The sequence below is a fragment of the Pseudomonas sp. 06C 126 genome, from assembly GCF_001855215.1.
GTDB lineage: Bacteria > Pseudomonadota > Gammaproteobacteria > Pseudomonadales > Pseudomonadaceae > Aquipseudomonas > Aquipseudomonas proteolytica.
In genome coordinates this window covers 110,268-134,587 of record NZ_MIFU01000001.1, presented here as the reverse complement: position 1 = coordinate 134,587, position 24,320 = coordinate 110,268, and the positions used below count along the sequence as shown (strand labels likewise).

At 61.5% G+C, this 24,320-nt stretch carries 22 protein-coding genes; 9 read left to right on the top strand and 13 right to left on the bottom strand.

Annotation, left to right across the window (positions count from 1 at the left end):
• Nucleotides 1–2: 2 nt before the first annotated feature.
• Complete coding sequence (locus BHC62_RS00645) at nt 3–515, top strand: dihydrofolate reductase (protein WP_070993985.1); 513 nt, start codon at nt 3–5, stop codon at nt 513–515.
• A 148-nt stretch (nt 516–663) separates the two neighbouring features.
• Here the strand turns inward: BHC62_RS00645 and BHC62_RS00640 are convergent, their stop codons facing one another.
• Nucleotides 664–2,055, bottom strand: coding sequence for an L-cystine transporter (locus BHC62_RS00640; protein ID WP_029300601.1), 1,392 nt, complete (start codon nt 2,053–2,055; stop codon nt 664–666).
• 242 nt (nt 2,056–2,297) lie between these two features.
• On the opposite strand from BHC62_RS00640, the gene BHC62_RS00635 reads away from it, so the two are divergent.
• Nucleotides 2,298–3,356: a phosphorylcholine phosphatase gene (locus BHC62_RS00635; RefSeq protein WP_029300603.1), complete on the top strand. Its 1,059-nt coding sequence runs from the start codon at nt 2,298–2,300 to the stop codon at nt 3,354–3,356.
• Between the two features lie 169 nt (nt 3,357–3,525).
• Here the strand turns inward: BHC62_RS00635 and ilvD are convergent, their stop codons facing one another.
• The 3 genes from ilvD to BHC62_RS00620 form a co-directional block, all read right to left on the bottom strand.
• Nucleotides 3,526–5,367, bottom strand: a complete 1,842-nt coding sequence (gene ilvD / locus BHC62_RS00630) for a dihydroxy-acid dehydratase (RefSeq protein WP_029300604.1) — start codon at nt 5,365–5,367, stop codon at nt 3,526–3,528.
• A gap of 318 nt (nt 5,368–5,685) precedes the next feature.
• Complete coding sequence (locus BHC62_RS00625; protein ID WP_029300606.1) at nt 5,686–6,144, bottom strand: transposase; 459 nt, start codon at nt 6,142–6,144, stop codon at nt 5,686–5,688.
• Between the two features lie 230 nt (nt 6,145–6,374).
• Nucleotides 6,375–7,571 (bottom strand): class I SAM-dependent rRNA methyltransferase, encoded by a 1,197-nt coding sequence (locus tag BHC62_RS00620; protein WP_029300608.1) that lies wholly within the window; start codon nt 7,569–7,571, stop codon nt 6,375–6,377.
• A gap of 296 nt (nt 7,572–7,867) precedes the next feature.
• Between BHC62_RS00620 and BHC62_RS00615 the strand changes: the two genes are divergently transcribed.
• Both BHC62_RS00615 and mutM read left to right on the top strand, forming a co-directional pair.
• Nucleotides 7,868–8,680, top strand: a complete 813-nt coding sequence (locus BHC62_RS00615) for an HDOD domain-containing protein (protein ID WP_169851357.1) — start codon at nt 7,868–7,870, stop codon at nt 8,678–8,680.
• A gap of 21 nt (nt 8,681–8,701) precedes the next feature.
• A complete protein-coding gene (gene mutM, locus BHC62_RS00610; protein WP_057440389.1) occupies nt 8,702–9,514 on the top strand; it encodes a bifunctional DNA-formamidopyrimidine glycosylase/DNA-(apurinic or apyrimidinic site) lyase in 813 nt (270 codons plus the stop codon).
• A 122-nt stretch (nt 9,515–9,636) separates the two neighbouring features.
• Here mutM and BHC62_RS00605 read toward each other — a convergent pair whose 3' ends face one another.
• The 5 genes from BHC62_RS00605 to BHC62_RS00585 all read right to left on the bottom strand — a co-directional run bounded on the left by BHC62_RS00605 (nt 9,637) and on the right by BHC62_RS00585 (nt 14,361).
• Nucleotides 9,637–9,888 (bottom strand): YfhL family 4Fe-4S dicluster ferredoxin, encoded by a 252-nt coding sequence (locus BHC62_RS00605; RefSeq protein WP_029300613.1) that lies wholly within the window; start codon nt 9,886–9,888, stop codon nt 9,637–9,639.
• 103 nt (nt 9,889–9,991) lie between these two features.
• Nucleotides 9,992–10,471 carry a pantetheine-phosphate adenylyltransferase gene (gene coaD, locus BHC62_RS00600; protein WP_003176711.1) on the bottom strand — a complete coding sequence of 160 codons (480 nt, stop codon included), beginning with the start codon at nt 10,469–10,471 and terminating at the stop codon, nt 9,992–9,994.
• Between the two features lie 239 nt (nt 10,472–10,710).
• A complete protein-coding gene (locus tag BHC62_RS00595) occupies nt 10,711–12,306 on the bottom strand; it encodes a GMC family oxidoreductase (protein WP_070993984.1) in 1,596 nt (531 codons plus the stop codon).
• A 53-nt stretch (nt 12,307–12,359) separates the two neighbouring features.
• On the bottom strand, nt 12,360–12,905 hold the full coding sequence (locus BHC62_RS00590) for a twin-arginine translocation pathway signal protein (protein ID WP_070993983.1): 546 nt from the start codon (nt 12,903–12,905) through the stop codon (nt 12,360–12,362).
• A 28-nt stretch (nt 12,906–12,933) separates the two neighbouring features.
• A complete protein-coding gene (locus tag BHC62_RS00585) occupies nt 12,934–14,361 on the bottom strand; it encodes a coniferyl aldehyde dehydrogenase (protein WP_029300620.1) in 1,428 nt (475 codons plus the stop codon).
• Nucleotides 14,362–14,508: 147 nt separating this feature from the next.
• Here BHC62_RS00585 and BHC62_RS00580 point away from each other — a divergent pair, with 147 nt between their 5' ends.
• Nucleotides 14,509–15,180, top strand: a complete 672-nt coding sequence (locus BHC62_RS00580) for a TetR/AcrR family transcriptional regulator (protein WP_029300622.1) — start codon at nt 14,509–14,511, stop codon at nt 15,178–15,180.
• A gap of 33 nt (nt 15,181–15,213) precedes the next feature.
• Entirely contained in the window at nt 15,214–16,068 is an 855-nt protein-coding gene (locus BHC62_RS00575; protein ID WP_070993982.1) for a sulfurtransferase, read from the top strand.
• A 113-nt stretch (nt 16,069–16,181) separates the two neighbouring features.
• On the opposite strand, the gene BHC62_RS00570 is transcribed toward BHC62_RS00575, so the two are convergent.
• The 4 genes from BHC62_RS00570 to BHC62_RS00555 form a co-directional block, all read right to left on the bottom strand.
• A complete protein-coding gene (locus BHC62_RS00570) occupies nt 16,182–17,180 on the bottom strand; it encodes a hydrolase (protein WP_071609989.1) in 999 nt (332 codons plus the stop codon).
• Between the two features lie 133 nt (nt 17,181–17,313).
• On the bottom strand, nt 17,314–17,928 hold the full coding sequence (rsmD, locus tag BHC62_RS00565) for a 16S rRNA (guanine(966)-N(2))-methyltransferase RsmD (protein WP_070993981.1): 615 nt from the start codon (nt 17,926–17,928) through the stop codon (nt 17,314–17,316).
• Complete coding sequence (locus BHC62_RS00560) at nt 17,928–19,418, bottom strand: pitrilysin family protein (RefSeq protein ID WP_070993980.1); 1,491 nt, start codon at nt 19,416–19,418, stop codon at nt 17,928–17,930. The genes rsmD and BHC62_RS00560 overlap by 1 nt, the downstream gene beginning before the upstream one ends.
• Entirely contained in the window at nt 19,411–20,766 is a 1,356-nt protein-coding gene (locus BHC62_RS00555) for a pitrilysin family protein (RefSeq protein ID WP_029300738.1), read from the bottom strand. Before BHC62_RS00555 ends, BHC62_RS00560 begins: the two co-directional genes overlap by 8 nt.
• A gap of 341 nt (nt 20,767–21,107) precedes the next feature.
• Here BHC62_RS00555 and ftsY point away from each other — a divergent pair, with 341 nt between their 5' ends.
• From ftsY to ftsX, 3 genes are read left to right on the top strand one after another with little or no spacing between them, the layout of a single operon-like run.
• Nucleotides 21,108–22,547, top strand: coding sequence for a signal recognition particle-docking protein FtsY (ftsY, locus tag BHC62_RS00550; RefSeq protein WP_070993979.1), 1,440 nt, complete (start codon nt 21,108–21,110; stop codon nt 22,545–22,547).
• Nucleotides 22,544–23,215: a cell division ATP-binding protein FtsE gene (gene ftsE, locus BHC62_RS00545; protein ID WP_003213784.1), complete on the top strand. Its 672-nt coding sequence runs from the start codon at nt 22,544–22,546 to the stop codon at nt 23,213–23,215. Before ftsY ends, ftsE begins: the two co-directional genes overlap by 4 nt.
• On the top strand, nt 23,212–24,234 hold the full coding sequence (gene ftsX / locus BHC62_RS00540; RefSeq protein WP_029300742.1) for a permease-like cell division protein FtsX: 1,023 nt from the start codon (nt 23,212–23,214) through the stop codon (nt 24,232–24,234). Before ftsE ends, ftsX begins: the two co-directional genes overlap by 4 nt.
• Nucleotides 24,235–24,320: the final 86 nt, after the last annotated feature.

Below are 24,320 nucleotides of genomic sequence, written 5' to 3'. Positions count from 1 at the left end.
CCATGAAAAAAACTCTCCCTTTAAGCCTGATCGCAGCCCTCGGTGAAAACCGCGTGATCGGCGTCGACAACAGCATGCCCTGGCATTTGCCGGGGGATTTCAAATATTTCAAGGCCACCACCTTGGGCAAGCCGATCATCATGGGGCGCAAGACCTGGGATTCCCTGGGCCGACCGTTGCCGGGGCGGCTGAACATTGTGGTCAGTCGTCAGACCGATCTTAAGCTTGAAGGTGCGCAAGTTTTTCCTTCACTGGACGCAGCGGTTGAACGGGCCGAAGCCTGGGCGCTGGAGCAGGGTGTGGATGAGCTGATGCTGATCGGCGGCGCGCAGCTGTATGCGCAAGGCCTGGAGCAGGCGGATCGCCTGTATCTGACGCGGGTTGCGTTGAGCCCGCAGGGGGATGCGTGGTTTCCGGAGTTTGACTTGAACCGGTGGAAGCTGGTGTCGAATGTGCAGAATCCGGCAGAAGGCGACAAGCCGGCGTACAACTTCGAAGTCTGGGAAAAGGCCTAGCTCTCTGTGGCAAGGGGGCTTGTCCCCCGTTGGGCTGCGAAGCAGCCCCAAAACCAGCCGCTACAGAGTATCTGATACAGCGCACTCGGCTTACTGGGGCTGCTACGCAGCCCAACGGGGGACAAGCCCCCTCTCCACAGGGGGGGCTTTAGGCTTGCGCCAACTCAGGATGCTCGTCGGCATTGAGCAGCGCTTTATCGGTCTGCTGCATGATCTGGCTGGTAATCGCCCCGGCGGTCATCGAACCATTCACGTTCAACGCCGTGCGGCCCATGTCGATCAGCGGCTCCACGGAAATCAGCAACGCCACCAACGCCACCGGCAAGCCCATGGCCGGTAGCACGATCAGCGCGGCAAACGTCGCACCGCCGCCCACACCGGCCACGCCGGCTGAACTCAAGGTCACAATCGCCACCAATGTTGCGATCCACAGTGGGTCCAGCGGGTTGATGCCCACGGTCGGCGCGACCATCACCGCCAACATCGCCGGATACAGGCCGGCGCAACCGTTCTGGCCAATCGTCGCGCCAAACGAGGCGGCAAAGCTGGCGATGGACTGCGGGATGCCCAGGCGACGGGTTTGCGCTTCGATGCTCAACGGGATGCTTGCTGCACTGGAGCGACTGGTAAACGCGAAGGTCAGCACCGGCCACACCTTGCGGAAGAAGCGCAGTGGGTTGATACCCGCCAGCGACAGCAGCAGGCCGTGGACTACAAACATCAGCCCCAGTGCCAGGTAGGAAACCAGCACGAAGCTGCCGAGCTTGATGATGTCTTGCAGGTTGGAGCTGGCGACCACTTTGGTCATCAACGCCAGCACGCCGTAAGGGGTCAGCTTCATCACCAGGCGCACCAGGCGCATCACCCAGGCTTGCAGGGTGTCGATGGCGTTGATCACTTTCTGGCCTTTTTCCACGTCGTCCTTGAGCAGTTGCAGCGCGGCAACGCCCAGGAACGCGGCGAAGATCACCACGCTGATAATCGACGTCGGCTTGGCCCGGGCCAGGTCGGCAAACGGGTTCTGCGGGATGAACGACAGCAGCAACTGCGGGATATTCAGGTCGGCGACCTTGCCTGCGTAATCACTCTGGATCACTTGCAGGCGCGCCAGTTCCTGAGTGCCGGCCACCAGGCCTTCGGCGGTAAGGCCGAACAGGTTGGTCAGGCCGATACCGATCAGCGCCGCAATGGCGGTGGTGAACAGCAGCGTGCCAATGGTCAGGAAGCTGATCTTGCCCAGGGATGCGGCGTTATGCAGGCGGGCTACGGCGCTGAGGATCGAGGCGAACACCAGCGGGATCACGATCATCTGCAACAGTTGCACATAACCATTGCCGACCAGGTCGAACCAGCCGATCGAGGCTTTGAGCACCGGGTGGCCTGCGCCGTAGATCGTATGCAGGGCCACACCGAAGGCAACGCCCAGGACCAAGGCGAACAACACCTTCTTGGCCAGGCTCCAGTTAGTACGGCGGGTTTGTGCCAGGCCCAGCAATAATGCGAGGAACACCAACAGGTTGAGAATCAGCGGCAGATTCATTGAAGCTCCAGGTAAAGGACTGCCAATCGCATGAGCGTGCGACTGCGAACCGGAAATCCTAACAGCTTGAAATATATTGATTTAATACCGTTATGGAATGGCGACTGTCGTTTTTGGAATAAGGCGTTGACGCTCCTGTGTAAGTGGGTGACGGGATCAGGACGCCGTCGGTCGTGCGTGTGGCGGGGGCTGTCATACAGATTTGTTAGCGTTGGTGTTTTTCACTCAGGGAGAAAACGCACATGAAGCTTGCGCCGAGACTGTTTGCCGCCGCGCTGTGCCTGGGGCTTGCCAGCCAGGTCATGGCCGCCACCGAGTTGAAACACTGGCCGGCACCCGCCGCCAAGCAACTGAATGAAATGATCACCGCCAACGCCAACAAGGGTAACTACGCGGTATTCGACATGGACAACACCAGCTACCGCTTCGACCTTGAAGAGTCGCTGCTGCCGTACATGGAAAACAAGGGCCTTATCACCCGTGACAGTCTCGACCCGTCGCTCAAGCTTATGCCGTTCAAAGACACCGCCGACCATAAGGAAAGTCTGTTCAGTTACTACTATCGCCTGTGCGAAGTGGACGACATGGTCTGCTACCCGTGGGTCGCCCAGGTGTTCTCTGGCTTCACCCTCAAGGAACTCAAGGGCTACGTCGATGAGCTGATGGCCTCCGGCAAGCCGGTGCCGGTCACCTACTTCGAAGGCGATGTGGTGAAGAACATGGAGGTGCAGCCACCGAAAATCTTCACCGGCCAGACCGAGCTGTACAACAAGTTGATGGAAAACGGCATCGACGTGTACGTGATGACGGCGGCCTCTGAAGAGCTGGTGCGCATGGTCGCTTCGGATCCCAAGTACGGCTACAACGTCAAGCCGCAGAACGTCATTGGCGTCACCACCCTGCTCAAGGACCGCAAGACCGGCGAGTTGACCACCGCGCGTAAGCAGATCAGCGCCGGCAAATATGACGAAAAAGCCAACCTGGGCCTGGAACTGACCCCCTACCTGTGGACCCCGGCAACCTGGATGGCAGGCAAGCACGCGGCGATCCTCACCTACATCGATGAATGGAAAAAACCGGTACTGGTCGGCGGCGACACCCCCACCAGCGACGGCTACATGCTGTTCCACGATGTGGACGTGGCCAAGGGCGGCATTCACTTGTGGATCAACCGCAAGGACAAGTACATGACCCAACTCAACGGCATGATCGCCAAGCACGCCGCGGCCCAGGCCAAGGAAGGCTTGCCGGTGACGGCGGATAAGAATTGGGTGATCGTCAAGCCCGACGAAATCCAGTAACCCTGTAGGAGCTGGCTTGCCTGCGATGGCATCGACGCGGTGTATCAGGTACGCCGTGGTGTCCCCATCGCAGGCAAGCCAGCTCCCCCCTTTGATCTCCTGTGGCTTGGCGATTCAGGCAGGCAAAAAAAATGCCCCGCACCTGGCGGGGCATTTTCATGGGCGGGGCTTACAGGCCGTCGAGCATGGCCTTGTTACGCACCGCACCCTTGTCGGCACTGGTGGCCAGCAGGGCGTAGGCTTTCAGCGCGGTGGTGACTTTGCGCGGACGCTTCTCCACCGGTTTCCAGCCTTTCTTGTCCTGCTCAACCCGGCGTGCGGCCAGTTCTTCATCGCTGATCAACAGGTTGATCGAGCGGTTCGGAATGTCGATCAGCACCTTGTCGCCATCCTGTACCAGGCCAATCGCGCCACCGGCTGCGGCTTCTGGCGAAGCGTGGCCGATTGACAGGCCGGACGTACCGCCAGAGAAGCGACCATCGGTCAGCAGTGCGCAGGCTTTGCCCAGGCCCTTGGACTTGAGGTACGACGTCGGGTAGAGCATTTCCTGCATACCCGGGCCGCCTTTCGGGCCTTCGTAGCGGATGATCACGATGTCGCCTTCTTTCACCTCGTCGGCGAGGATGCCGCGCACCGAGCTGTCCTGGCTTTCGTAGATCTTGGCGCGACCTTCGAACACATGGATCGACTCATCCACGCCGGCGGTTTTCACCACGCAGCCGTCGAGGGCGATGTTGCCGTACAGCACGGCCAGGCCGCCTTCTTGCGAGTAGGCGTGCTCGACGCTACGGATACAGCCGTTTTCACGGTCGTCGTCCAGGGTGTCCCAACGGGTCGACTGGCTGAATGCCGTCTGGGTCGGGATCCCGGCAGGGCCGGCCTTGAAGAAGGTGTGCACGGCTTCATCGTCAGTCTGGGTGATGTCCCACTTGGCGATGCCTTCGGCCAGGGACTTGCTGTGCACGGTCGGCAGGTCGGTGTGCAGCAGGCCGCCACGGGCCAGGGAACCCAAGATCGAGAAGATCCCGCCGGCACGGTGCACGTCTTCCATGTGGTACTTCTGGATGTTCGGCGCGACTTTGCACAGTTGCGGCACGTTGCGGGACAGGCGGTCGATGTCGCGCAGGTCGAAATCGATCTCGGCCTCCTGGGCGGCGGCCAGCAAGTGCAGGATGGTGTTGGTGGAACCGCCCATGGCGATATCCAGGGTCATGGCGTTTTCGAACGCCTTGAAGTTGGCGATATTGCGCGGCAATACCGACTCATCGTTCTCGGTGTAGTAACGCTTGCACAGCTCGACGATGGTGCGGCCGGCCTGCAGGAACAACTGCTCGCGGTCACTGTGGGTCGCCAGCGTCGAACCGTTGCCCGGCAACGCCAGGCCCAGGGCTTCCACCAGGCAGTTCATCGAGTTGGCGGTGAACATGCCGGAGCACGAACCGCAGGTTGGGCAAGCGCTGCGTTCGTATTCCGCGACCTTCTCGTCAGAAGCGCTGGAATCGGCGGCGATGACCATGGCGTCCACCAGGTCCAGGCCGTGGGAGGCGAGCTTGGTCTTGCCGGCTTCCATCGGGCCGCCGGAGACGAAGATCACCGGGATGTTCAGGCGCAGGGAGGCCATCAGCATGCCGGGGGTGATCTTGTCGCAGTTGGAGATACACACGATGGCGTCGGCGCAGTGGGCGTTGACCATGTACTCCACGGAGTCAGCGATGATCTCGCGGCTCGGCAGGGAATACAGCATGCCGTCATGGCCCATGGCAATGCCGTCGTCCACGGCAATGGTGTTGAATTCCTTGGCCACGCCGCCAGCGCGTTCGATCTCACGGGCGACCAGTTGGCCCAGGTCCTTGAGGTGGACATGGCCCGGTACGAACTGGGTGAACGAGTTGGCAATCGCGATGATCGGCTTCTTGAAGTCGTCATCTTTCATCCCCGTGGCACGCCACAGAGCGCGCGCGCCGGCCATGTTGCGGCCGTGGGTGGATGTTTTCGAGCGGTAATCTGGCATGGAGCACTCCGGGCGGCTAATCAGGAATCAAAGGGGAGTGAGCTTCTATTGACGTCTGGAACACCCGAAAAATGGCCCTGGTGTCCGGAAGTTGCCGCAAACGTGACGGGATCGCCGTGCGCATTGGCCTTGAGCTCATAAACCCGCCGGGGGATGACTGGCGATGAATACGGCCGATTCTACACCGTCTTCCTGTAGGAGCGAGCTTGCTCGCGAAAAACCCATAGGCGACGCAGGTTGCCGGGGGGCGCTGCGTTATCGTTGGCGTTCTTCGCGAGCAAGAACTAGGCGTCCCCCTCGCTCCTACAGGGAGACGTTTCAAAGCCAGATGGCATCCCACAGTGGGTATTGGCCGATGTGTTCGACCAGACCGGCTCGCAAAGGATTGGCAATGATGTAGCGGGCCATAACCTTCAAGTCCTCTTCCCTGCGCAGCGCTCGGTCGAAGTAACCTTTTTGCCAAATCGTCCCGAAGGTGCGTTTCGACTGGTTGATGGCGCGGGCACTTCGCGATTTGGTGGTTTGCATCAGCCTAGGCAAATCGCCGTTATGCAATTCGACCAGCCAATGAAAATGGTCAGGCATGACTACCCAGGCCAGCGAAGTTGCCTCGCCGTCTTCCTGTGCCTTTCTGAACTCGCTGACAAGTAGGCGGCCGATACGCCAGTCCTTGAAGATTGCCTGCCGCTGGTGGGTCACGGCGGTCAGCAGATATATTCTTCCAGGCTCTGAATAGCGCCCTGCACGCAGCCGATGCGCATTTTGCGGGGTGGACATTCCTTCGTCCTCTTCTGTGGTTAGAAGAGAAAAGGTAGGAGGCGCCAGCGTCTATGGGTGTTCAAACAGTGATTCTGAATATGCCACGGCCCACTGTAGGAGCGAGCTTGCTCGCGAAAAACCCATAGGCGACGCAGGTTGCCTGGGGGCGCTGCGTTATCGTTGGCGTTCTTCGCGAGCGAGCTCGCTCCTACAGTGGAGCCGGTTTCAGGTTGGAACCGGGATTTGGCTTAGCTATTGGGCAACAACCGGCACGTAATGCTCTTGATGTAGCGGGTCTCGGCAATCGCCGGGTGCACCGGGTGGTCCGGGCCCTGGCCGCCGCGTTCCAGCATCTGGATATTGCGGTCCAGGTGGCGGGCGCTGGTCAGCAGGATGTTTTGCAGGTCGTCTTCCGGCAGGTGCATGGAGCACGAGGCGCTGACCAGGATGCCGTCCTTGCTGAGCAGGCGCATGGCTTGCTCGTTCAGGCGGCGGTAGGCGCCTTCGCCGTTTTTCATGTCTTTTTTGCGTTTGATGAAGGCCGGTGGGTCGGCGACGATCACGTCGAAGCGTTCTTCGCTGGCTTTCAGTTCTTTCAACGCTTCAAAGACGTCGCCTTCGATGCAGGTCATTTTCTCCGCGACGCCGTTGAGCGCGGCGTTGCGCTCGACGCCGTCGAGGGCGAAGGCCGAGGCGTCGACGCAGAACACTTCACTGGCGCCGAACGTTGCAGCTTGCACGCCCCAGCCGCCGATGTAGCTGTACAGGTCGAGGACGCGTTTGCCTTTGGCGTACGGGGCCAGGCGTGCGCGGTTCATGCGGTGGTCGTAGAACCAGCCGGTCTTCTGGCCCTGGATCACCGGGGCTTCGAATTTCACGCCGTTTTCTTCCAGCGCAACCCACTCCGGCACTAGGCCGAACACGGTTTCGACGTAGCGGTTGAGGCCTTCGGCATCGCGTGCGGCGGAGTCGTTCTTGAACAGGATGCCGCTGGGCTTGAGCACTTGGGTTAGTGCGGCGATCACGTCTTCTTTATGGGCTTCCATGGTCGCCGAGGCGATCTGCACCACCAGGATGTCGCCGAAACGGTCGACTACCAGGCCTGGCAGCAGGTCGGAATCGCCGTAGACCAGGCGGTAGAACGGCTTGTCGAACAGGCGGTCGCGCAGGGACAGGGCGACGTTGAGGCGGTGCACCAGCAGCGACTTGTCCAAAGGCAACTTGATGTCACGCGACAGCAGGCGCGCGCAGATCAGGTTGTTCGGGCTCATGGCCACGATGCCCAGGGTCTTGCCGCCGGCGGCTTCGAGGATGGCCTGGTCGCCTGCCTGGAAGCCGTGGAGTGGGGTGGCGGCTACATCGATTTCGTTGCTGTAGACCCACAGGTGGCCGTTGCGCAAACGACGATCGGCGTTGGCTTTGAGACGCAGGCTTGGCAGGGACATGACGTCGCTCCGGAAAAAAGAGCGGGAGTATACCGTGTTGTGTCGTTGTTGGCCGCGCCGCCGGACATGTGGGAGCTGGCTTGCCTGCGATCCAGGCGACTCGGTCTGTCTGTCGCACCGCAGCGATGCCATCGCAGGCAAGCCAGCTCCCACATTTTGCTCCGGTTTCCAATCCGGCTTTTGAGGTGTCGGTCAGGTTCCCATCGGGGTTAGAATCGCCGCCTAGCCCAGAGTATGTACCTATGTCCCAAGAGCTTTCTGCCGAACAGATCCAACAGGCCCTGCAAGGCATCAGCGTGCCGCCCCAACCGCAGATCATGGTGGATTTGCAGATGGAGCAATATATGCCCGACCCGGACCTGGAGGTGATTGCGCGGTTGATCTCCCAGGACCCCGGCCTGTCCGGCTCGTTGCTGAAAATCGTCAACTCGCCGTATTACGGCCTGAGCAACAAAATTGCCTCGATCCAGCGCGCGGTCAACCTGCTGGGCAGCCGCTCCATCGTCAACCTGATCAACGCCCAATCGATCAAGGGCGAGATGAGCGACGACACCATCGTCACCCTCAACCGGTTCTGGGACACGGCCCAGGATGTGGCGATGACCTGCCTGACCCTGGCCAAGCGCACCGGCTCCCAGGCGGTGGACGAAGCTTACGCCCTGGGGCTGTTCCACGATTGTGGCGTGCCGCTGATGCTCAAGCGGTTCCCGGACTACATGAGCGTGCTGGAAGATTCCTACGCCAAGGCCGGGCCTGATTGCCGGGTGGTCGACACCGAGAACCGCGCGTTCCATACCAACCATGCGGTGGTGGGTTATTACACCGCCAAGTCCTGGCGCCTGCCGGAACATGTGACCAACGCCATCGCCAACCACCACAACGCCCTGGCGATTTTCAGCGATGAGTCGGCGCGCAACAGCCCGCTGAAAAACCTGCTGGCGATCCTGAAAATGGCCGAGCATATCTGCGCGTCCTATCGGGTGCTGGGCAACCAGACGGTGGACCATGAGTGGGAGAGCATCGGCCATCTGGTCCTGGATTACGTGGGCCTGTCGGACTACGACTTCGAAAGCATGAAGTTGTCGATCCGCGAACTGGGCGCGCACTAACCTTTCTATCGCGAGACGAATATGCCTGAGCTGCCAGAAGTCGAAACCACCCGGCGCGGGATTGCGCCGCACCTGGAAGGCCAGCGGGTCAGCCGCGTGGTGGTGCGTGAACGGCGCCTGCGCTGGCCGATCCCCGAAGACCTGGATGTGCGCCTGTCCGGGCAGCGTATCGTGCTGGTGGAGCGGCGGGCCAAGTACCTGCTGATCAACGCCGAAGTCGGCACCTTGATCAGCCACTTGGGCATGTCGGGCAATCTGCGCCTGGTGGAAGTCGGTCTGCCGGCGGCCAAGCATGAGCATGTGGATATCGAGCTGGAGTCGGGCCTGGCCCTGCGCTACACCGACCCCCGGCGTTTTGGCGCGATGCTCTGGAGCCAGGACCCGCATAACCACGAACTGCTGCTGCGCCTGGGGCCGGAGCCGTTGACCGATCTGTTTGATGGCGAGCGCCTGTTCCAGCTGTCCCGCGGGCGCTCCATGGCGGTCAAGCCGTTCATCATGGACAACGCGGTGGTGGTGGGCGTGGGCAATATCTACGCGACCGAGGCGCTGTTTGCCGCCGGGATTGATCCGCGCCGGGAAGCCAAGGGCATTTCCCGTGGGCGTTACCTGAAGCTGGCGATCGAGATCAAACGCATCCTCGCGGCCGCCATCGAGCGTGGCGGTACGACCTTGCGTGACTTTATTGGCGGCGACGGGCAGCCGGGGTATTTCCAGCAGGAGCTGTTTGTCTACGGGCGTGGGGGCGAGGCGTGCAAGGTGTGCGGCAGTGAGTTGCGCAATGTGATGCTGGGGCAGCGGGCGAGTGTGTTTTGCCCTAAGTGCCAGAGCTGAAGACAGCAGGCGCTGCGGCTTGCCTCATCGCGGGGGCCCGCTCCCACATTTTGACTTGTGGGCACCTTCAAATGTGGGAGCGGGCTTGCCTGCGATGAGGCCCGCCCAGCCGCCACAAGGTTTCAGGCCTTACCGGTAATCAACCGGTACTTCTCCATCAACTGCTCTTCCGTTTCCGGCCGGGCTTCATCCAGCGGAATGCAATCGACCGGGCACACTTGCTGGCACTGGGGTTCGTCGTAGTGGCCGACACACTGGGTGCACAGGTTGGGGTCGATCACGTAGATCTCTTCACCCTGGGAAATGGCAGCGTTCGGGCACTCGGGTTCGCAGACGTCGCAGTTGATGCAATCGTCGGTGATGATCAGGGACATGGAAACTCCTGCCAGGGCACTCTGCCAAGGCATCTGGAAAACTAATGCGCGCAATTGTGCCGCATTGGCGCCCGCAGTGCGAGCGGGCGCCGGTTGAGCGGTCTTACTTCTTGAAGCGCAGAGTCAGCGCATCCGCCACCGCAGGGTGTACGAACTTGGTGATATCACCGCCCAACGCCGCAATCTCTCGGACCAACGTCGAGGAAATAAACGAATAACGCTCCGACGGCGTGAGAAACAGGCTCTCTACGTCCGGCGCCAGTTGGCGGTTCATGTTGGCCAGCTGGAATTCATATTCGAAATCCGACACCGCGCGCAGGCCGCGCAGGAATACATTGGCGTTCTGTTCCTTGGCGAAGTGCGCCAGCAGTGTCGAAAAGCCCACTACTTCAACGTTCGGCAGGTGCTTGGTGACCTCGCGGGCCAGCTCCACACGCTGTTCCAGAGGAAACAGTGGGTTTTTCTTGGGGCTGGCAGCGACCGCGATGATCACATGGTCGAACAAGCGCGAGGCGCGTTCGACCAGATCGCCATGGCCTTTGGTAATCGGGTCGAAGGTACCTGGGTACAACACTCGGTTCATCGCGTCGTCCTGGCGGAGTCCGTTGGGGAACCGGATGGTATCGCAGCCATCCCGGTCGGCCAAGTCAACTTATTCAGAAGAAAGCACTATAGACACCGCGAATACCCCTATGAACCCCCTGTAGGAGCGAGCTTGCTCGCGAAGAACCCATAGGCACCGCGGGGTATCTGATAGCGCTGCGTTATCGTTGGCGTACTTCGCGAGCAAGCTCGCTCCTACACGGGCGCATAATCGGTTTTTCATGCTGTTTTCAGACGCTCGGCCAGTGCTGTCGCCAGTTGTGCGGTCAGGCCATACACCGACAATTGTGGGTTGGCGCCGATACTGGTGGGGAACAATGAACCATCGTGGATCGACAGGTTACGCAACTGGTGATGCCTTCCAAGGCTATCGGCTACCGCATTTTTTGGCTCTTCACCCATGGCACAACCGCCCATCACATGGGCGCTGCCCAGGCAGGTGCGATGCAGTTCCAGGTTCAGGCCGTCGATCAGGCTGCGTGCCTCGGCCAGTGTGCTGACGTAGCGCGCGTCATGGTGCAGCGGCTTGACCGACTTGGCGCCGGCGGCAAACTGGATCTCGGCCATGCTATGGAAGGCCCGGCGCAGGCCGTCCCAGGCGTAGGGCGAGACCTCATAGTCGAGTACCGGCGTGCCATCGCCGCGCAGGCCGACGCTGCCGCCCTGGCTGTCGGGGTGGAAGCCATCCCGCAGCAGCGCCAGCATCGCATGGGTCTTGGGCAACTGGCTCATGTCCAGGGCGTTCTGCGTGCCGTAACCGCCGAACAACGTGCTGGCCAGGGCCGGGTGTAAGGGCGGTGCTTCGAGCTTGTAGGACATTTTGCCGGTGGTGCCGTCCTGCCATTGAAAGTGATCAGAGTAAATCGACTGCGGCGCGCCGTAGAACGGGTTGATCACCTCGTCGAACAACCCCGCGGAAAAATTCACCAGGTGCAGGAAGGTGCGCTTGCCCAGGCGCGAGTGTGGGTCGGGTGCGTCCGAGCGCATCAGCAGCGCCGGGCTGTTGATGCCGCCGCCGGCCAGTACGTAATGCTTGGCTTTGACCGTGATCTTGCGGCCGGTGGGCGCCACGCAACGCGCATCCATGGCCACGCATTCGAGGCTGGTGATGGTGTCGCCGCTGAACTTCAGGCGCTCGGCGCGGGCCAGGTACAGCAGCTCGCCGCCTTGCTCCAGGGTCGAAGGAATGGTGGTCACCAGCATCGATTGCTTGGCGTTGACCGGGCAGCCCATGCCGCAATAACCCAGGTTGAAGCAGCCACGCACGTTGCGTGGGATCACGTGCCAGCTGTAACCGAGCTTTTCGCAGCCTTTGCGGATCACGTCATTGTTGGCGTTGGGCGGCAGGGCCCAGGGGGCGATGCCCAGGCGATGCTCCATCTTTTCAAACCATGGCGCCATCTCGGCGCTGCTATGGCCCTTGACCGCGTACTCACTGGCCCAGTGGGACAGGGTCGGGTCCGGCGTACGAAAACTCGAAGTCCAGTTGATCAGCGTGGTGCCGCCCACGGCGCGGCCCTGCAGGATGGTGATGGCGCCGTCCTTGCTCATGCGGCCGATGCCTTCCTGATACAGGCTGGCGTAGGCCTCGTCTTCCAGTAGCTTGAAATCGCTGCTGGTCTTGAGCGGGCCTTCTTCGATCAGCAGCACCTTGTAGCCAGCGGCGCTGAGAATCTCTGCAGTGGTGCCACCCCCTGCGCCGCTGCCGATGATCGCGACATCGGCTTCCAGCGTCAGGTCCTGGTCGAGGGCAGCGCCATTATGGGTTTTCCAGCCGCGGGCCATGCCATCGCGGAACACATCAGGTACGGGCATCAGCTTATTCTCTTGTTTTTATCAGCGGTCATGACGTGTAGGAGCTATCACGGTCAGATTTGCGGTGGGCCGGGGTACCCGCAATGGGCCCAGGACTCGGGCCGGAAGTACCAGGCCATGATCACCAGCTTGAGCAGCGAGCCCTGGCCCATGCGCAGCAGGTTGAGGAAGCTGTTCTCCCAGCGATGCAGGAAGTTGCGGATCTGCTCGCTGCTGGCGTTTTCCCAACTGCCCCAGATGCCAGTCAGCGGGCCACGGGTGACGGCCATGCCCAGTACGTCGAACAACTGCTGGGTCAGCTTGAACATCTCCGGCGACAGGTGCTGCAGGCTGTAATCGAGTTTTTTCAGGGTGTCGTCGATACCCGCCGCCACGACCTCGGCGCTGGCCGCGCCCTCTAGCAACACTGGGATCACCGCGCGCAAAAACGGCAGGTCGCTGTGGCGCAGCATGGCAAAGCCGCTGGCCGGGGTGCTGCTGGAGCAGCCGCTGAGGCTGGCACCAAGGCCTGCAGTCGCCAGGAAGGCGCTGGCGCACAGGCCGATTTTCAAGACGCCGCGCCGCGACAGCGCGGGTGATTCAGTCAGGCTAGGGTTCATTTTTATTGTTGTCCCAGTGATAACGGTTTTAGCGCACGAATAGCTTCTGGATCAGTTTCTGGATGGCTTTGCCATACGGTGGGTAAATCAGCTTGGCCGCATTCAGGCGTTGTTTGATCAGCACGCCCTTGGCCTTGCTGAAGGTGAGGAAGCCTTCATGGCCATGGTAGTGGCCCATGCCCGAGGGGCCGATGCCGCCAAAAGGCATATCGTCCTGGGCCACATGCAGCAGGGTGTCGTTCAGGCACACGCCGCCGGAATGGGTTTCGTGGAGTACGCGATTCTGTTCGGCCTTGTTGTAGCCGAAGTAATACAGCGCCAGGGGGCGAGGGCGCTGGTTGATGTAGGCGAAGGCTTGGTCGATCCCGCGATAGGGCACGATGGGCAGCACCGGGCCGAAAATCTCGTCCTGCATCACGGTCATTTCATCGCTGACGTTCAGCAGCAGGCTATGGGCCATGCGCCGGGCCTGGCCCTGGTCATAGAGCGGAACCAGGGTCGCGCCCTTGTCGGTGGCGTCCTTGACGTAGGCATTGAGCCGGGCGAGTTGTCGCTCGTTGATGATGGCGGTGTAGTCCGGGTTATCAGCCAGGGTCGGATAAAACCCGCGTACCGCCTGGGTGTAGGCCGCGACGAAGCCATCCACCCGGTCCTCGGGGACCAGCACATAGTCCGGCGCCACACAGGTTTGCCCGGCATTCAATGCCTTGCCGAAGGCGATCCGTTCGGCGGCATCCTTGAGCGGCACATCGGCCGAAACAATCGCCGGGGATTTACCGCCCAGTTCCAGGGTGACCGGGGTCAGGTGCTCGGCGGCGGCGCGCATGACGTGCTTGCCGATGCTGGTGGCGCCGGTGAACAGCAGGTGATCAAAAGGCAGTTTGGAAAACGCCATGCCCACTTCGGCTTCGCCGAGCACCACGCACACCAGGTCTTCGGGGAAGATTTGCGCCAGCAGGTTCTTGAGCAACTGGCCAGTGGCCGGGGTGGATTCGCTGAGCTTGAGCATCACCCGGTTACCTGCCGCCAACGCACCGACCAGCGGGCCGATGGCCAGGTACAGCGGGTAGTTCCAGGGCACGATCACCCCGATGACGCCCAGGGGTTGATAGATCACTTTGGCAGATGCCGGTTGGAAGGCTATACCTACAGCGCGGCGCGACGGTTTCATCCAGCCCTTGAGGTGTTTGCTGGCGTAGTGGATGCCATGCAGGCTGGGCATCAGCTCGGCGAACAGGGTTTCGTCGGCACTGCGATGGCTGAAATCGTTGCTGATGGCCTCGATCAGCGCCTGGCGCTCATCGCTGAGCAGGTCGCGCAAGGCCTTGAGCCACTGCTGGCGCTGCGCCGCTGGTGGCATCGGGTTGGCTGCGTAGGCGCGGCGCTGGGCAGCGAACAGGTCCTGGAGTTGGTCCAGCGCCTGGGAATCTTGCAGGTAAGCAACGTTGGCAGACATGACGCAGTTCCCGATTGTTATTGGAATACCTGCGTTTTTAGAGTCATTACTCTATTTTGTCAAATGCCTTCGCTGCAACATGCAGTTTTATCCTGGCAAGGATAGACCGTAAGATGTTTGTATCAGGATTCAAGAAGCCGATCCCCTATGGCACCACGAGTAAAGACCAGCGAGCGCATTGTGCAAACCAGCCTGGAGCTGTTCAACCAGCAGGGCGAGCGCAGCATCAGCACCAACCATATTGCCGCCCATATGGAAATATCCCCGGGCAACCTGTACTACCACTTCCCGAACAAGCAGGCGATTATCGCGGTGCTGTTTCGCGAGTATGAAGCTCTGGTGGACAGCTTCCTGCGCCCGCCCCAGGGGCGCGCCATGGTGGTCGAGGACAAGCGCTTCTACCTGCAGGCGGTGCTGGCGGGCATGTGGCGCTATCGTTTTCTGCACCGCGATCTTGAGCATCTGCTGGAAAGCGACCCGGAACTGGCCACCGGCTACCGGCGTTTCTCCCAGCGTTGCCTGATCCAGGGTGGCGCGATTTACCGGGGGTTTGTCGAGGCAGGGATCCTGAACATGGACCCGGTGCAGACCGAAGCCTTGACCCTCAACGCCTGGATTATCCTCACCTCCTGGGTGCGTTTTTTGTGCACCACCAACGAGAACTCCGCACACCTGAGTGCCGAGGCAATCAAGCGCGGGGTGTACCAGGTGCTGGTGCTGGAGGCAGGGTTTATCACGCCCCAGGCCAAAGAGGCCGTGGACGCGTTGTTCAAGGAGTTTTATGTGCCGTTGAGTCAGGCACTGGAAGAAGTGAAGTAGGCCCTTTCCCGAACATATTTCCAGGAGTCCGTTATGCCGCTTGCGCAACTGATCAGCCCGCAACAACTGGCCGAACGCCAGAAGCACGCGGGCCTCGTCATCCTCGATTGCCGATTTGCCCTGGAAGACCCGGACTACGGGCGTTGCAGCTATGCCGAGGGGCATATCGAAGGCGCGCAGTATGCGGACCTGGAGCGCCACCTCAGCGGGCCGGTGACCAAGGGCGTGACGGGTCGCCATCCGCTACCGGCGCCCCAGGCGCTGGTCCAGCAGTTGCAGGCCTGGGGCATCAATGCTGACAGCGAGATTGTGCTGTATGACGACGGCCCTGGCGCGTATGCCGCCCGTGCCTGGTGGCTGCTGGCGTGGCTGGGCAAGCGCGACGGCGTGTCGATCCTCGATGGTGGGCTGAAAGCCTGGCATGCCGCGGGTTTCCCCTTGAGCCTGGATGCGCCGAGCACCGAGCCTGGCACCTTCACCGGCAGCCCGGACAACCATTTGCTGCTGGATGTCGAACACCTGCAAAAACGCCTGGGCCAGCCGGGCCTGACCCTGATCGACGCCCGCGCCTTGCCGCGCTTTCGCGGCGAGGTGGAGCCGATTGATCCGATTGCCGGACACATTCCCGGGGCGCAATGTGCAGCGTTCAACGAGAACCTGGGCAGTGATGGGCGTTTCTTGCCGGTGGAGCAGCTCAAGCAGCGGTTTGCCGACAAACTGCAAGGTCGTTCGCCGGATGAATTGGTGGCGTATTGCGGCTCGGGCGTGACGGCGTGCCACAACCTGTTTGCCCTGAGCCTGGCGGGGTATCCGTTGGGCAAGTTGTATGCGGGGTCGTGGAGTGAGTGGATCAATGATCCGCAGCGCGAAATTGCTACCGGCGATTAAGTGGGTAATCCCCGATCAAATGTAGGAGCGGGCTTGCCCGCGAATGCGGTGTGCCAGCCACCGAATTTATTAGCTGAAACGCCGCATTCGCGAGCAAGCTCGCTCCCACATGATTAACCGTGTTTTACCCGTAACCATTGCGGGATCCGCCGCTCCAGGTAGTACCCAGGCGTCTTCAGCGAGCCGTCGACAAACCCCACATGCCCGCCCTTGGCCTGCAGTTCAAACTCGGTGCAGTCCGACAGTTCGCTGGCCTGGGGCAAGCTGTGGGCAAACACAAAAGGATCATCTGCCGCGTGGATGATTAGCGTCGGCGTGCGGATTGCCCCGAGGAAGTAACGACTCGACGCCCGTCGGTAATAGTCCTCGGCACTCAAGTAACCATGCAGCGGTGCGGTGACGCGGCCGTCAAAATCCCAGAACGTGCGCATTTTCTCCAGCGAGCCGAGCTGCGCCAGGGTCTTCAATGCTTCTTCGCGTCCGTCCGCCAGGAACTGGCGCTGCTTGACCCGGATGTAGCCGAGCATCTCGCGCATGAAATGCTTTTGATAGACCCGTGAAAACCCCAGGCCTATGCGGTCGGCGCACTGGTCCAGGCGAAACGGCACCGATACCGCCGCAGCTCCCTGCAGGCCGGAGTTGTCGCCGGTTTCGCCCAGGTGCTTGAGCAACACATTGCCACCCAGGGAGTAACCCACGGCATACAGTGGCGCCAACGGTCGCTTGGCCCGCAGGTGCGCAATGGCGGCCGCCAGGTCTTCACTGGCGCCTGAATGGTAACTGCGGGCCAGCAGGTTGGGTTCGCCGGAACAACCGCGCCAATTCAGGGCGACGCTGGCCCAGCCTTGGCTGGCCAAGGCTTTTTGCAGGCCGGCGACGTAGGGCGAGTTGGACGAGCCTGTCAGGCCATGCAGTACCAGCACCAGTGGTGCGTGCGGGTCATGGGGGCCATGCCAGTCGAGGTCGAGGAAGTCACCATCCTCCAGCCACAGGCGCTCGCGCTGGCGATCGAGGTGGGTGGTGGGGCGCCAGAGTGGGCCCCACAACGTTTGCAGGTGGGGGTTACCGAGGCCGAAAGCGGGAGTGAAGCGGTCTGAAGGTTTCGGCACGATGAGGGGTCTCGACACAACTCTTAAGGGGGGGGGTGGCCAGTGGGTTGTGGCGAGGGGGCTTGTCCCCCGTTGGGCTGCGCAGCAGCCCCAAAAACCCGCTATCTCGGTACACCTGAAAAAAGCAGTGGTCCTATTAAGCGGTCTGCAGCGTACGTTGCCACAGTGCGTAATACACCCGCCCGGACTTTTGCTCGCGGTGCAGGCGCCAGTTGCCGGGCAGGCCCAGGGTCGACGGCGCGGTCTCGCTTTCGGTGTAGACCCAGGCGTCATCGGCCAGCCATTGGCGCTCTTCCAGCAGCGCGCAGACGGTTGGCAACAGGTTCTGGTTGAACGGCGGGTCGAGGAACACCACATCGAATGCACTGGCCGGCTGGGTTTCCAGGTAGCGCAGGGCATCGGCGGTCTGTACATGGCCGGTGGTGCAACGCAGTGTGCCCAGGTGCTCGCGCAGGCTGGAAACCGCCACGTTGCTCGCGTCCAGGGCCTGGCCCAGGGCGGCGCCACGGGACAGGGACTCGAGGAACAACGCGCCACTGCCAGCAAACGGGTCAAGTACCTTGGCCCCCTCGATGTACGGCGCGAGCCAATTGAACAAGGTCTCGCGGACCCGATCCGGGGTGGGGCGCAGGCCCACCACATCGGGGAAACTCAGCTTGCGGCTGCGCCATTGGCCGCCAATGATGCGCAGTTGGCCCACACCGTTATGAACGTTATGGACAGGTTTTTTAGGGCGCGATGGACTGGCCATTAATGCTCCGGAACCCCGAGCGGCTGCTCGGCAGGTTTATCAGTGGGGGGCGGTAGTGGCTTTTGCGCGGTGGTGGGACCAGCGGTCACGATCACCATTTTATCGCTGCTCAAGTGTTTGTTCATGGCGGCCTTGACCTGATCGACGGTCAGGGCTTGGGATTGCTGCATGAAGTCTTCCAGGTAATTGAGCGGCAGGTTGTAGAACCCCATGGCGCCCAGTTGCCCGACGATATCAGCGTTGCTCGCGGTGGACAGCGGGAAGCTGCCGGCCAGTTCGCGCTTGGCGTCATCCAGTTCTTTTTGCGTCGGCCCGGTCTTGAGGTAGTCGGCCAGCACTTGCTCCACCAGGCGCAAGGTGCCGCCGCTCATTTCGGCGCGGGTCTGCAAGTTGATCATGAAGGGGCCACGCACCTGCATCGGCGAGAAGCCCGAGTACACGCCATAAGTCAGGCCGCGCTTCTCACGCACTTCGCTCATCAGGCGGGTGCCAAAACCACCACCCCCCAGGATCTGGTTGCCCAGGGACAGGGCGGCGTAGTCCGGGTCGGCGCGGTTGATGCCCAGTTGTGCGAACAGTAGATGCGTCTGCTTGGATGGAAACTCGATATGCCCCAGGCCGGCCTTGGGTTCGATTGGCTCGGCGATCTTCGCCAGCGCCGGGCCCTTGGGCAGGGATGCGGAGACTTTGGCCGCCATGGCCTCGGCGTCTGCGCGGGACAGGTCGCCGACCATCGCGATCACCGCGTTGCCGGCGGCGTAGGCCTTGGCATGGAATGCCTTCAGCTGTGCCTGGGTAATGGCCGGAACGCTCGCAGGGGTGCCTTCGCTCGGGTGCGCATAGGGATGCTCGCCATATAGGCGCTTGAACAGCTCGATACTCGCCAGCTTGCCCGGGTTCTGTTTCTGGTACTCGAAGCCGGCCAGCAGTTGGTTCTTGATCCGCGCCAGGGAGTCGGCGGGGAAGGTCGGCTGGCCGATCACCTGGTCAAACAGCGTAAGGGCGGCGTCGCGTTTGTCGGCGGCACTGAGGCTGCGCAGCGAGACCAGCGCCATGTCACGGTAGGCACCGTTGCTGAAATCGGCGCCCAGGCCTTCAAAACCGGCGGCAATCTGCCCCACATCCTTGCCCGGCACGCCTTCGTTGAGCATGGCGTTGGTCAGCAGGGCCAGGCCCGGCGTGTTGCCGTCCTGGCTGCTGCCGGCGGCGAACAGGATGCGCATGTCGAACATCGGCAGTTCGTGGGCCTCGACGAACAGCACCTTGGTGCCTTCGGCGGTATTCCAGGTCTGCACGTTGAGCTTGCGGTTGGTCGGGTTCTTGCCATCCAGCTCTGCCAGGGATTGCAGGGTCTTGCTGGACTTGGCCTGCTCCAGCGCCGGGCTGGCCACGGAGTCGTCCGGGCGGCCGATATACACCGCGACCGCCGCCACCAGGGTCACGACGATCAGGCCGGGCAGCACCAGGCGGTTGTTTTTGCGATCACTCATGAGTGGTCTCCTCGGGCAGGACATGGGCGATACTCAGGCGTTCGCGGGTGAAATACGTGCGCGCGGCCTTCTGGATGTCCTCGGGTGTCACGCTTTGCAGCTCGGCAAGCTCGGTGTCCATCAGCTTCCACGACAGGCCGACCGTTTCCAGGGAGCCAATGGCTGTGGCCTGGCTGGTGATGGAGTCGCGCTCGTAGACCACGCCGGCAATGACCTGGGCGCGGATGCGTTCCAGCTCCTCGGCGGTCGGTGGCTTGGCCTTGAGTTCGTCCAGCAGGCGCCAGAGCCCGGCTTCGGCCTGGGCCACGGTTTTCTTCTTCTGCTGGTTGGGCGTGGCGCTCAAGGTGAACAGGCTGTCGCCACGGGTGTAGGCGTCGTAGTTGGTCGAGGCCGCGGACACCAGTTCTTCACCGCGTTCCAGCTGGCTCGGGATGCGCGCGCTGTAGCCGCCATCGAGCAGCGCCGAGATCAGGCGCAGGGCGTTGACCGAACGTTTGTCTTCGGCGGTGGCCAGGCCCGGGACGTTGAAGCCCAGGATGACGCTCGGCAATTGGGTCTGCACATGCAGGGTCAGTTGGCGCTCGCCCGGCTCGGCCAGCTCCAGGGGCTTTTTCGCCGGTGGCACGTCGCGCTTGGGGATCGGGCCGAAGTAACGCTGGGCCAGGGTTTTCACCTCGTCCGGAGTCACGTCGCCCACCACGACCAGGGTGGCGTTGTTGGGCACGTACCAGGATTGGTACCAGTGGCGCAGTTCCTCGACCTTCATGCGGTCCAGGTCGGCCATCCAGCCGATGGTCGGCGTGTGGTAGCCGCTAGCCGGGTAGGCCATCGCCTTGAAGCGTTCAAAGGCCTTGGACAGCGGGTTGTCATCGGTGCGCAGGCGGCGCTCTTCCTTGATGACTTCGATCTCGCGGCTGAATTCGTCGGCCGGCAGGCGCAGGGTGGCCATGCGGTCGGCCTCCAGTTCCAGGGCAACGCCCAGGCGGTCGCGGGCCAGCACTTGGTAGTAGGCGGTGTAGTCGTCGCTGGTGAAGGCGTTTTCTTCGGCGCCCAGGTCGCGCAGGATCAACGAGGCTTCGCCGGGTCCGGTCTTGGAGCTGCCCTTGAACATCATATGTTCCAGGGCGTGGGACAAGCCGGTCTGGCCAGGGGTTTCATAGCTGGAGCCGACCTTGTACCAGACCTGCGAGACCACCACCGGGGCGCGATGGTCTTCGCGCACGACGACCTTGAGGCCGTTGTCCAGGGTGAATTCATGGGTGGGTTGTGGGTCGGCAGCCAAGGCTGAAAGGGGCAGACAAACTGTGCTGAGCAGCAGGCCTGCGGCGCGGCGGGCTAGAGCATTCATTCGTTTTTAAACCTGTTGGGCTGCCCGCTTGGTCTTAGCGTCGGCGGGCGAGGAGGTGCTAGGATACTGATCCGTATTAGCGGCGGCCACTGCGGCTGTCATATCGTTTCGGATCCAGTCGTCGTAAAGATGGAGTTATCGGTGGGTTTCCCCGGTTTTAATCCGCTTTTCGCCGATTTTATCGCTTCAGTCCTATATTGAATCGATTTGTTGAGGCTGTATTCACGCCTCACAAAATGCTGCGCATGAACAAGCTGGCTAAAAAACAGTCTGTTGCGCATCGAATATTATTTACCGAGGCGCCACCTAGGCGCGTCGCTACCGTGAGATAGCCGTCCTCCATGTTTGGTTCCAACGACGACAAGAAGAGCCCAGCTGCGGCTGGCGAGAAAAAAGGCCTGTTCGGATGGCTGCGCAAAAAGCCGCAGGAAACCGTCGTCGAACAGCCGCAAGTCCAACCTGAGCCTGTGCCCGAGCCTGTTCTGCAGGCGGAACCTGCGATTGAGCTGGTGGCCGAGCCTGTCGTCGAGGCCCCCGTGGTGTTGCCTATGGCCGAACCGGTGTTACAACCGGTAGTGGAGGCTGCGCCAGAGCCAGAGCCAGAGCCAGAGCACAAGCCATGGCCGTCATTGCCGGTGGCTGAAGAGCCCGTTGCGTTGGTGGAGGATGTGCAGGCCGAACATGCAGCGCCGCCGATTCCTGCCATTGTCGAGCCTGTCGAGCCGCTACCCGTCGTCGTTGAGCCGGCCCCGCTCGTAGTCGAGCCCGTTCCGCTGGTGATCGATGCTGCTCCCGCAGTCATCGAGGCTGTCGCAGTGCCTGTGCCTGCCGAGGCGCCTGCCGAAGCCAGCAAGACCGGCTTCTTCGCCCGCCTCAAGCAAGGCCTGAGCAAAACCAGCGCCAGCATCGGCGAAGGCATGGCGAGCCTGTTCCTCGGCAAGAAAATCATCGATGACGAGCTGCTCGAAGACATCGAGACCCGCCTGCTGACTGCTGACGTGGGCGTCGAAGCCACTGCCGTGATCATCCAGAGCCTGACCCAGAAGGTGGCGCGCAAGCAGCTCACTGACGCCGACGCGCTTTACAAGTCATTGCAGGCCGAACTGGCCGCCATGCTCAAGCCGGTGGAAGCGCCGCTGGTGATCACCGAGAAGAAACCCTTCGTGATCCTGGTGGTAGGCGTCAACGGCGCCGGCAAGACCACCACCATCGGCAAGCTGGCGAAGAAGCTGCAACTGGAAGGCAAGAAAGTCATGCTCGCCGCCGGTGACACCTTCCGCGCCGCTGCGGTGGAGCAATTGCAGGTGTGGGGCGAACGCAACAAGATCCCGGTCATCGCCCAGCACACCGGCGCCGACTCCGCTTCGGTGATCTTCGATGCCGTGCAGGCCGCCAAGGCCCGGAACATCGATGTACTGATCGCCGATACCGCCGGTCGCCTGCATACCAAAGACAACCTGATGGAAGAGTTGAAGAAAGTCCGCCGGGTGATGGGCAAGCTCGACGCCGACGCGCCGCACGAGGTGCTGTTGGTGCTGGACGCCGGCACTGGGCAGAACGCGATCAGCCAGGCCAAGCAATTCAACCAGACGGTACAGCTCACTGGCCTGGCATTGACTAAGCTCGATGGCACGGCCAAGGGTGGGGTTATTTTCGCCCTGGCTAAACAATTCGGGTTGCCGATTCGTTATATCGGTGTCGGCGAAGGTATTGATGACCTGCGCACCTTTGAGGCCGAACCCTTTGTCCAGGCACTGTTTGCCGAGCGGGAGCGTTCATGATTCGTTTTGAACAGGTGGGCAAGCGCTACGCCAACGGGCATGTCGGCTTGCATGAGCTGAGTTTCCGGGTGCGCCGTGGCGAGTTCTTGTTTGTCACCGGTCACTCCGGCGCCGGCAAAAGTACCTTGCTGCGCCTGTTGCTGGCCATGGAGCGCCCCACCACCGGCAAACTGCTGCTGGCGGGCCAGGACCTGGCCACCATCAGCAATGCACAGATCCCGTTCCTGCGTCGGCAGATCGGCGTGGTGTTCCAGAACCACCAGTTGCTGTTCGACCGCACGGTGTTCAACAACATCGCCTTGCCATTGCAGATTCTCGGCCTGTCCAAGGCCGAAATCGTCAAGCGTGTGGATTCGGCCCTGGAGCGCGTGGCGCTATCGGACAAGACCGATTTGTACCCCGGCGACCTGTCCACCGGCCAGCAACAGCGCGTCGGCATTGCCCGCGCCATTGTCCACCGCCCGGCCTTGCTGCTGGCGGACGAACCCACCGGTAACCTCGACCCGCGCCTGGCCGCAGAGATCATGGGGGTTTTTGAAGACATCAACCGCCTGGGCACCAGCGTGCTGATTGCCAGTCACGACCTGGCATTGATCGCGCGCATGCGCCATCGCATGCTGACCCTGCAGCGCGGTCGCCTGATTGGTGACGGGGAGGCCGGCGTATGAGTGCCACACGCAGCCCTAAAGTCTCCGAGCGCGTCGCGCCGAAAGCGGCCGATCCGCAACCGCAGAAAAAGAAACGCGACGAAGATGACGGTCCCGATTTCAGCACCCTGCTGCACGCCTGGATCGAAAGCCATCGCGCCAGCCTGGTGGATAGCCTGCGCCGCTTGGGCAAACAGCCGATTGGCAGCTTCTTTACCTGCCTGGTAATGGCTGTGGCGTTGAGCCTGCCGATGGGGTTGTCGTTGCTGCTTAATAATGTCGAGCGCCTTGGCGGCTCCTGGCAGCGTGCGGCGCAGATTTCTCTGTACCTGCAACTGGATGCCAGCGCCACTGAGGGCGAGGCCTTGCGCGAGCAGATCAAGAACCTGCCGGGCGTGGCGGATGCCGAGTACATCAGCCGCGACCAGGCCCTGGAAGAATTCCAGCAGCAATCGGGCCTGGGCGAGGCGCTCAAGGAGCTGCCGCAGAACCCGCTGCCGGGCGTGGTGCTGGTGACGCCAAATGAAATCGACAAGACGGCCCTTGAAGCATTAAGACAAAAATTGGCTGAACTGCCCAAGGTACAACAGGCGCAGCTTGATTTAGTCTGGGTCGAGCGTCTGGCGGCGATTCTCAAGCTGGGCGACCGGTTTGTCTTCGGCCTGACGGTGTTGCTGGTTTCTGCATTACTTTTGGTGATAGGCAATACCATTCGTCTTCATATTGAAAACCGTCGCACCGAGATAGAAGTGATTAAACTGGTCGGCGGCACAGACAGCTATGTGCGTCGTCCTTTTCTGTATATGGGCGCGCTTTATGGCTTCGGTGCCGGGATTCTGTCCTGGGGTGTATTGGCGTTTGGCCTGGATTGGCTGAACGACGCGGTAGTCGGCCTGGCCGGTTTGTATGGCAGTGACTTTGCCTTGGCTGGCGTACCCGCTGCCGATGGTCTATCGCTCTTGCTTGGCGCGGTGTTGTTGGGTTATATCGGTGCATGGATCGCAGTCGCACGCCATCTCAGGGAGCTGGCGCCGAAATAGTGTCTTTTTGCTTGTATTGACCTTTCAGCGTTTATAGGGAACTTGTCCTACGGTTTCCGGTCAATTTTCGCAGTGCTGAACTGCAC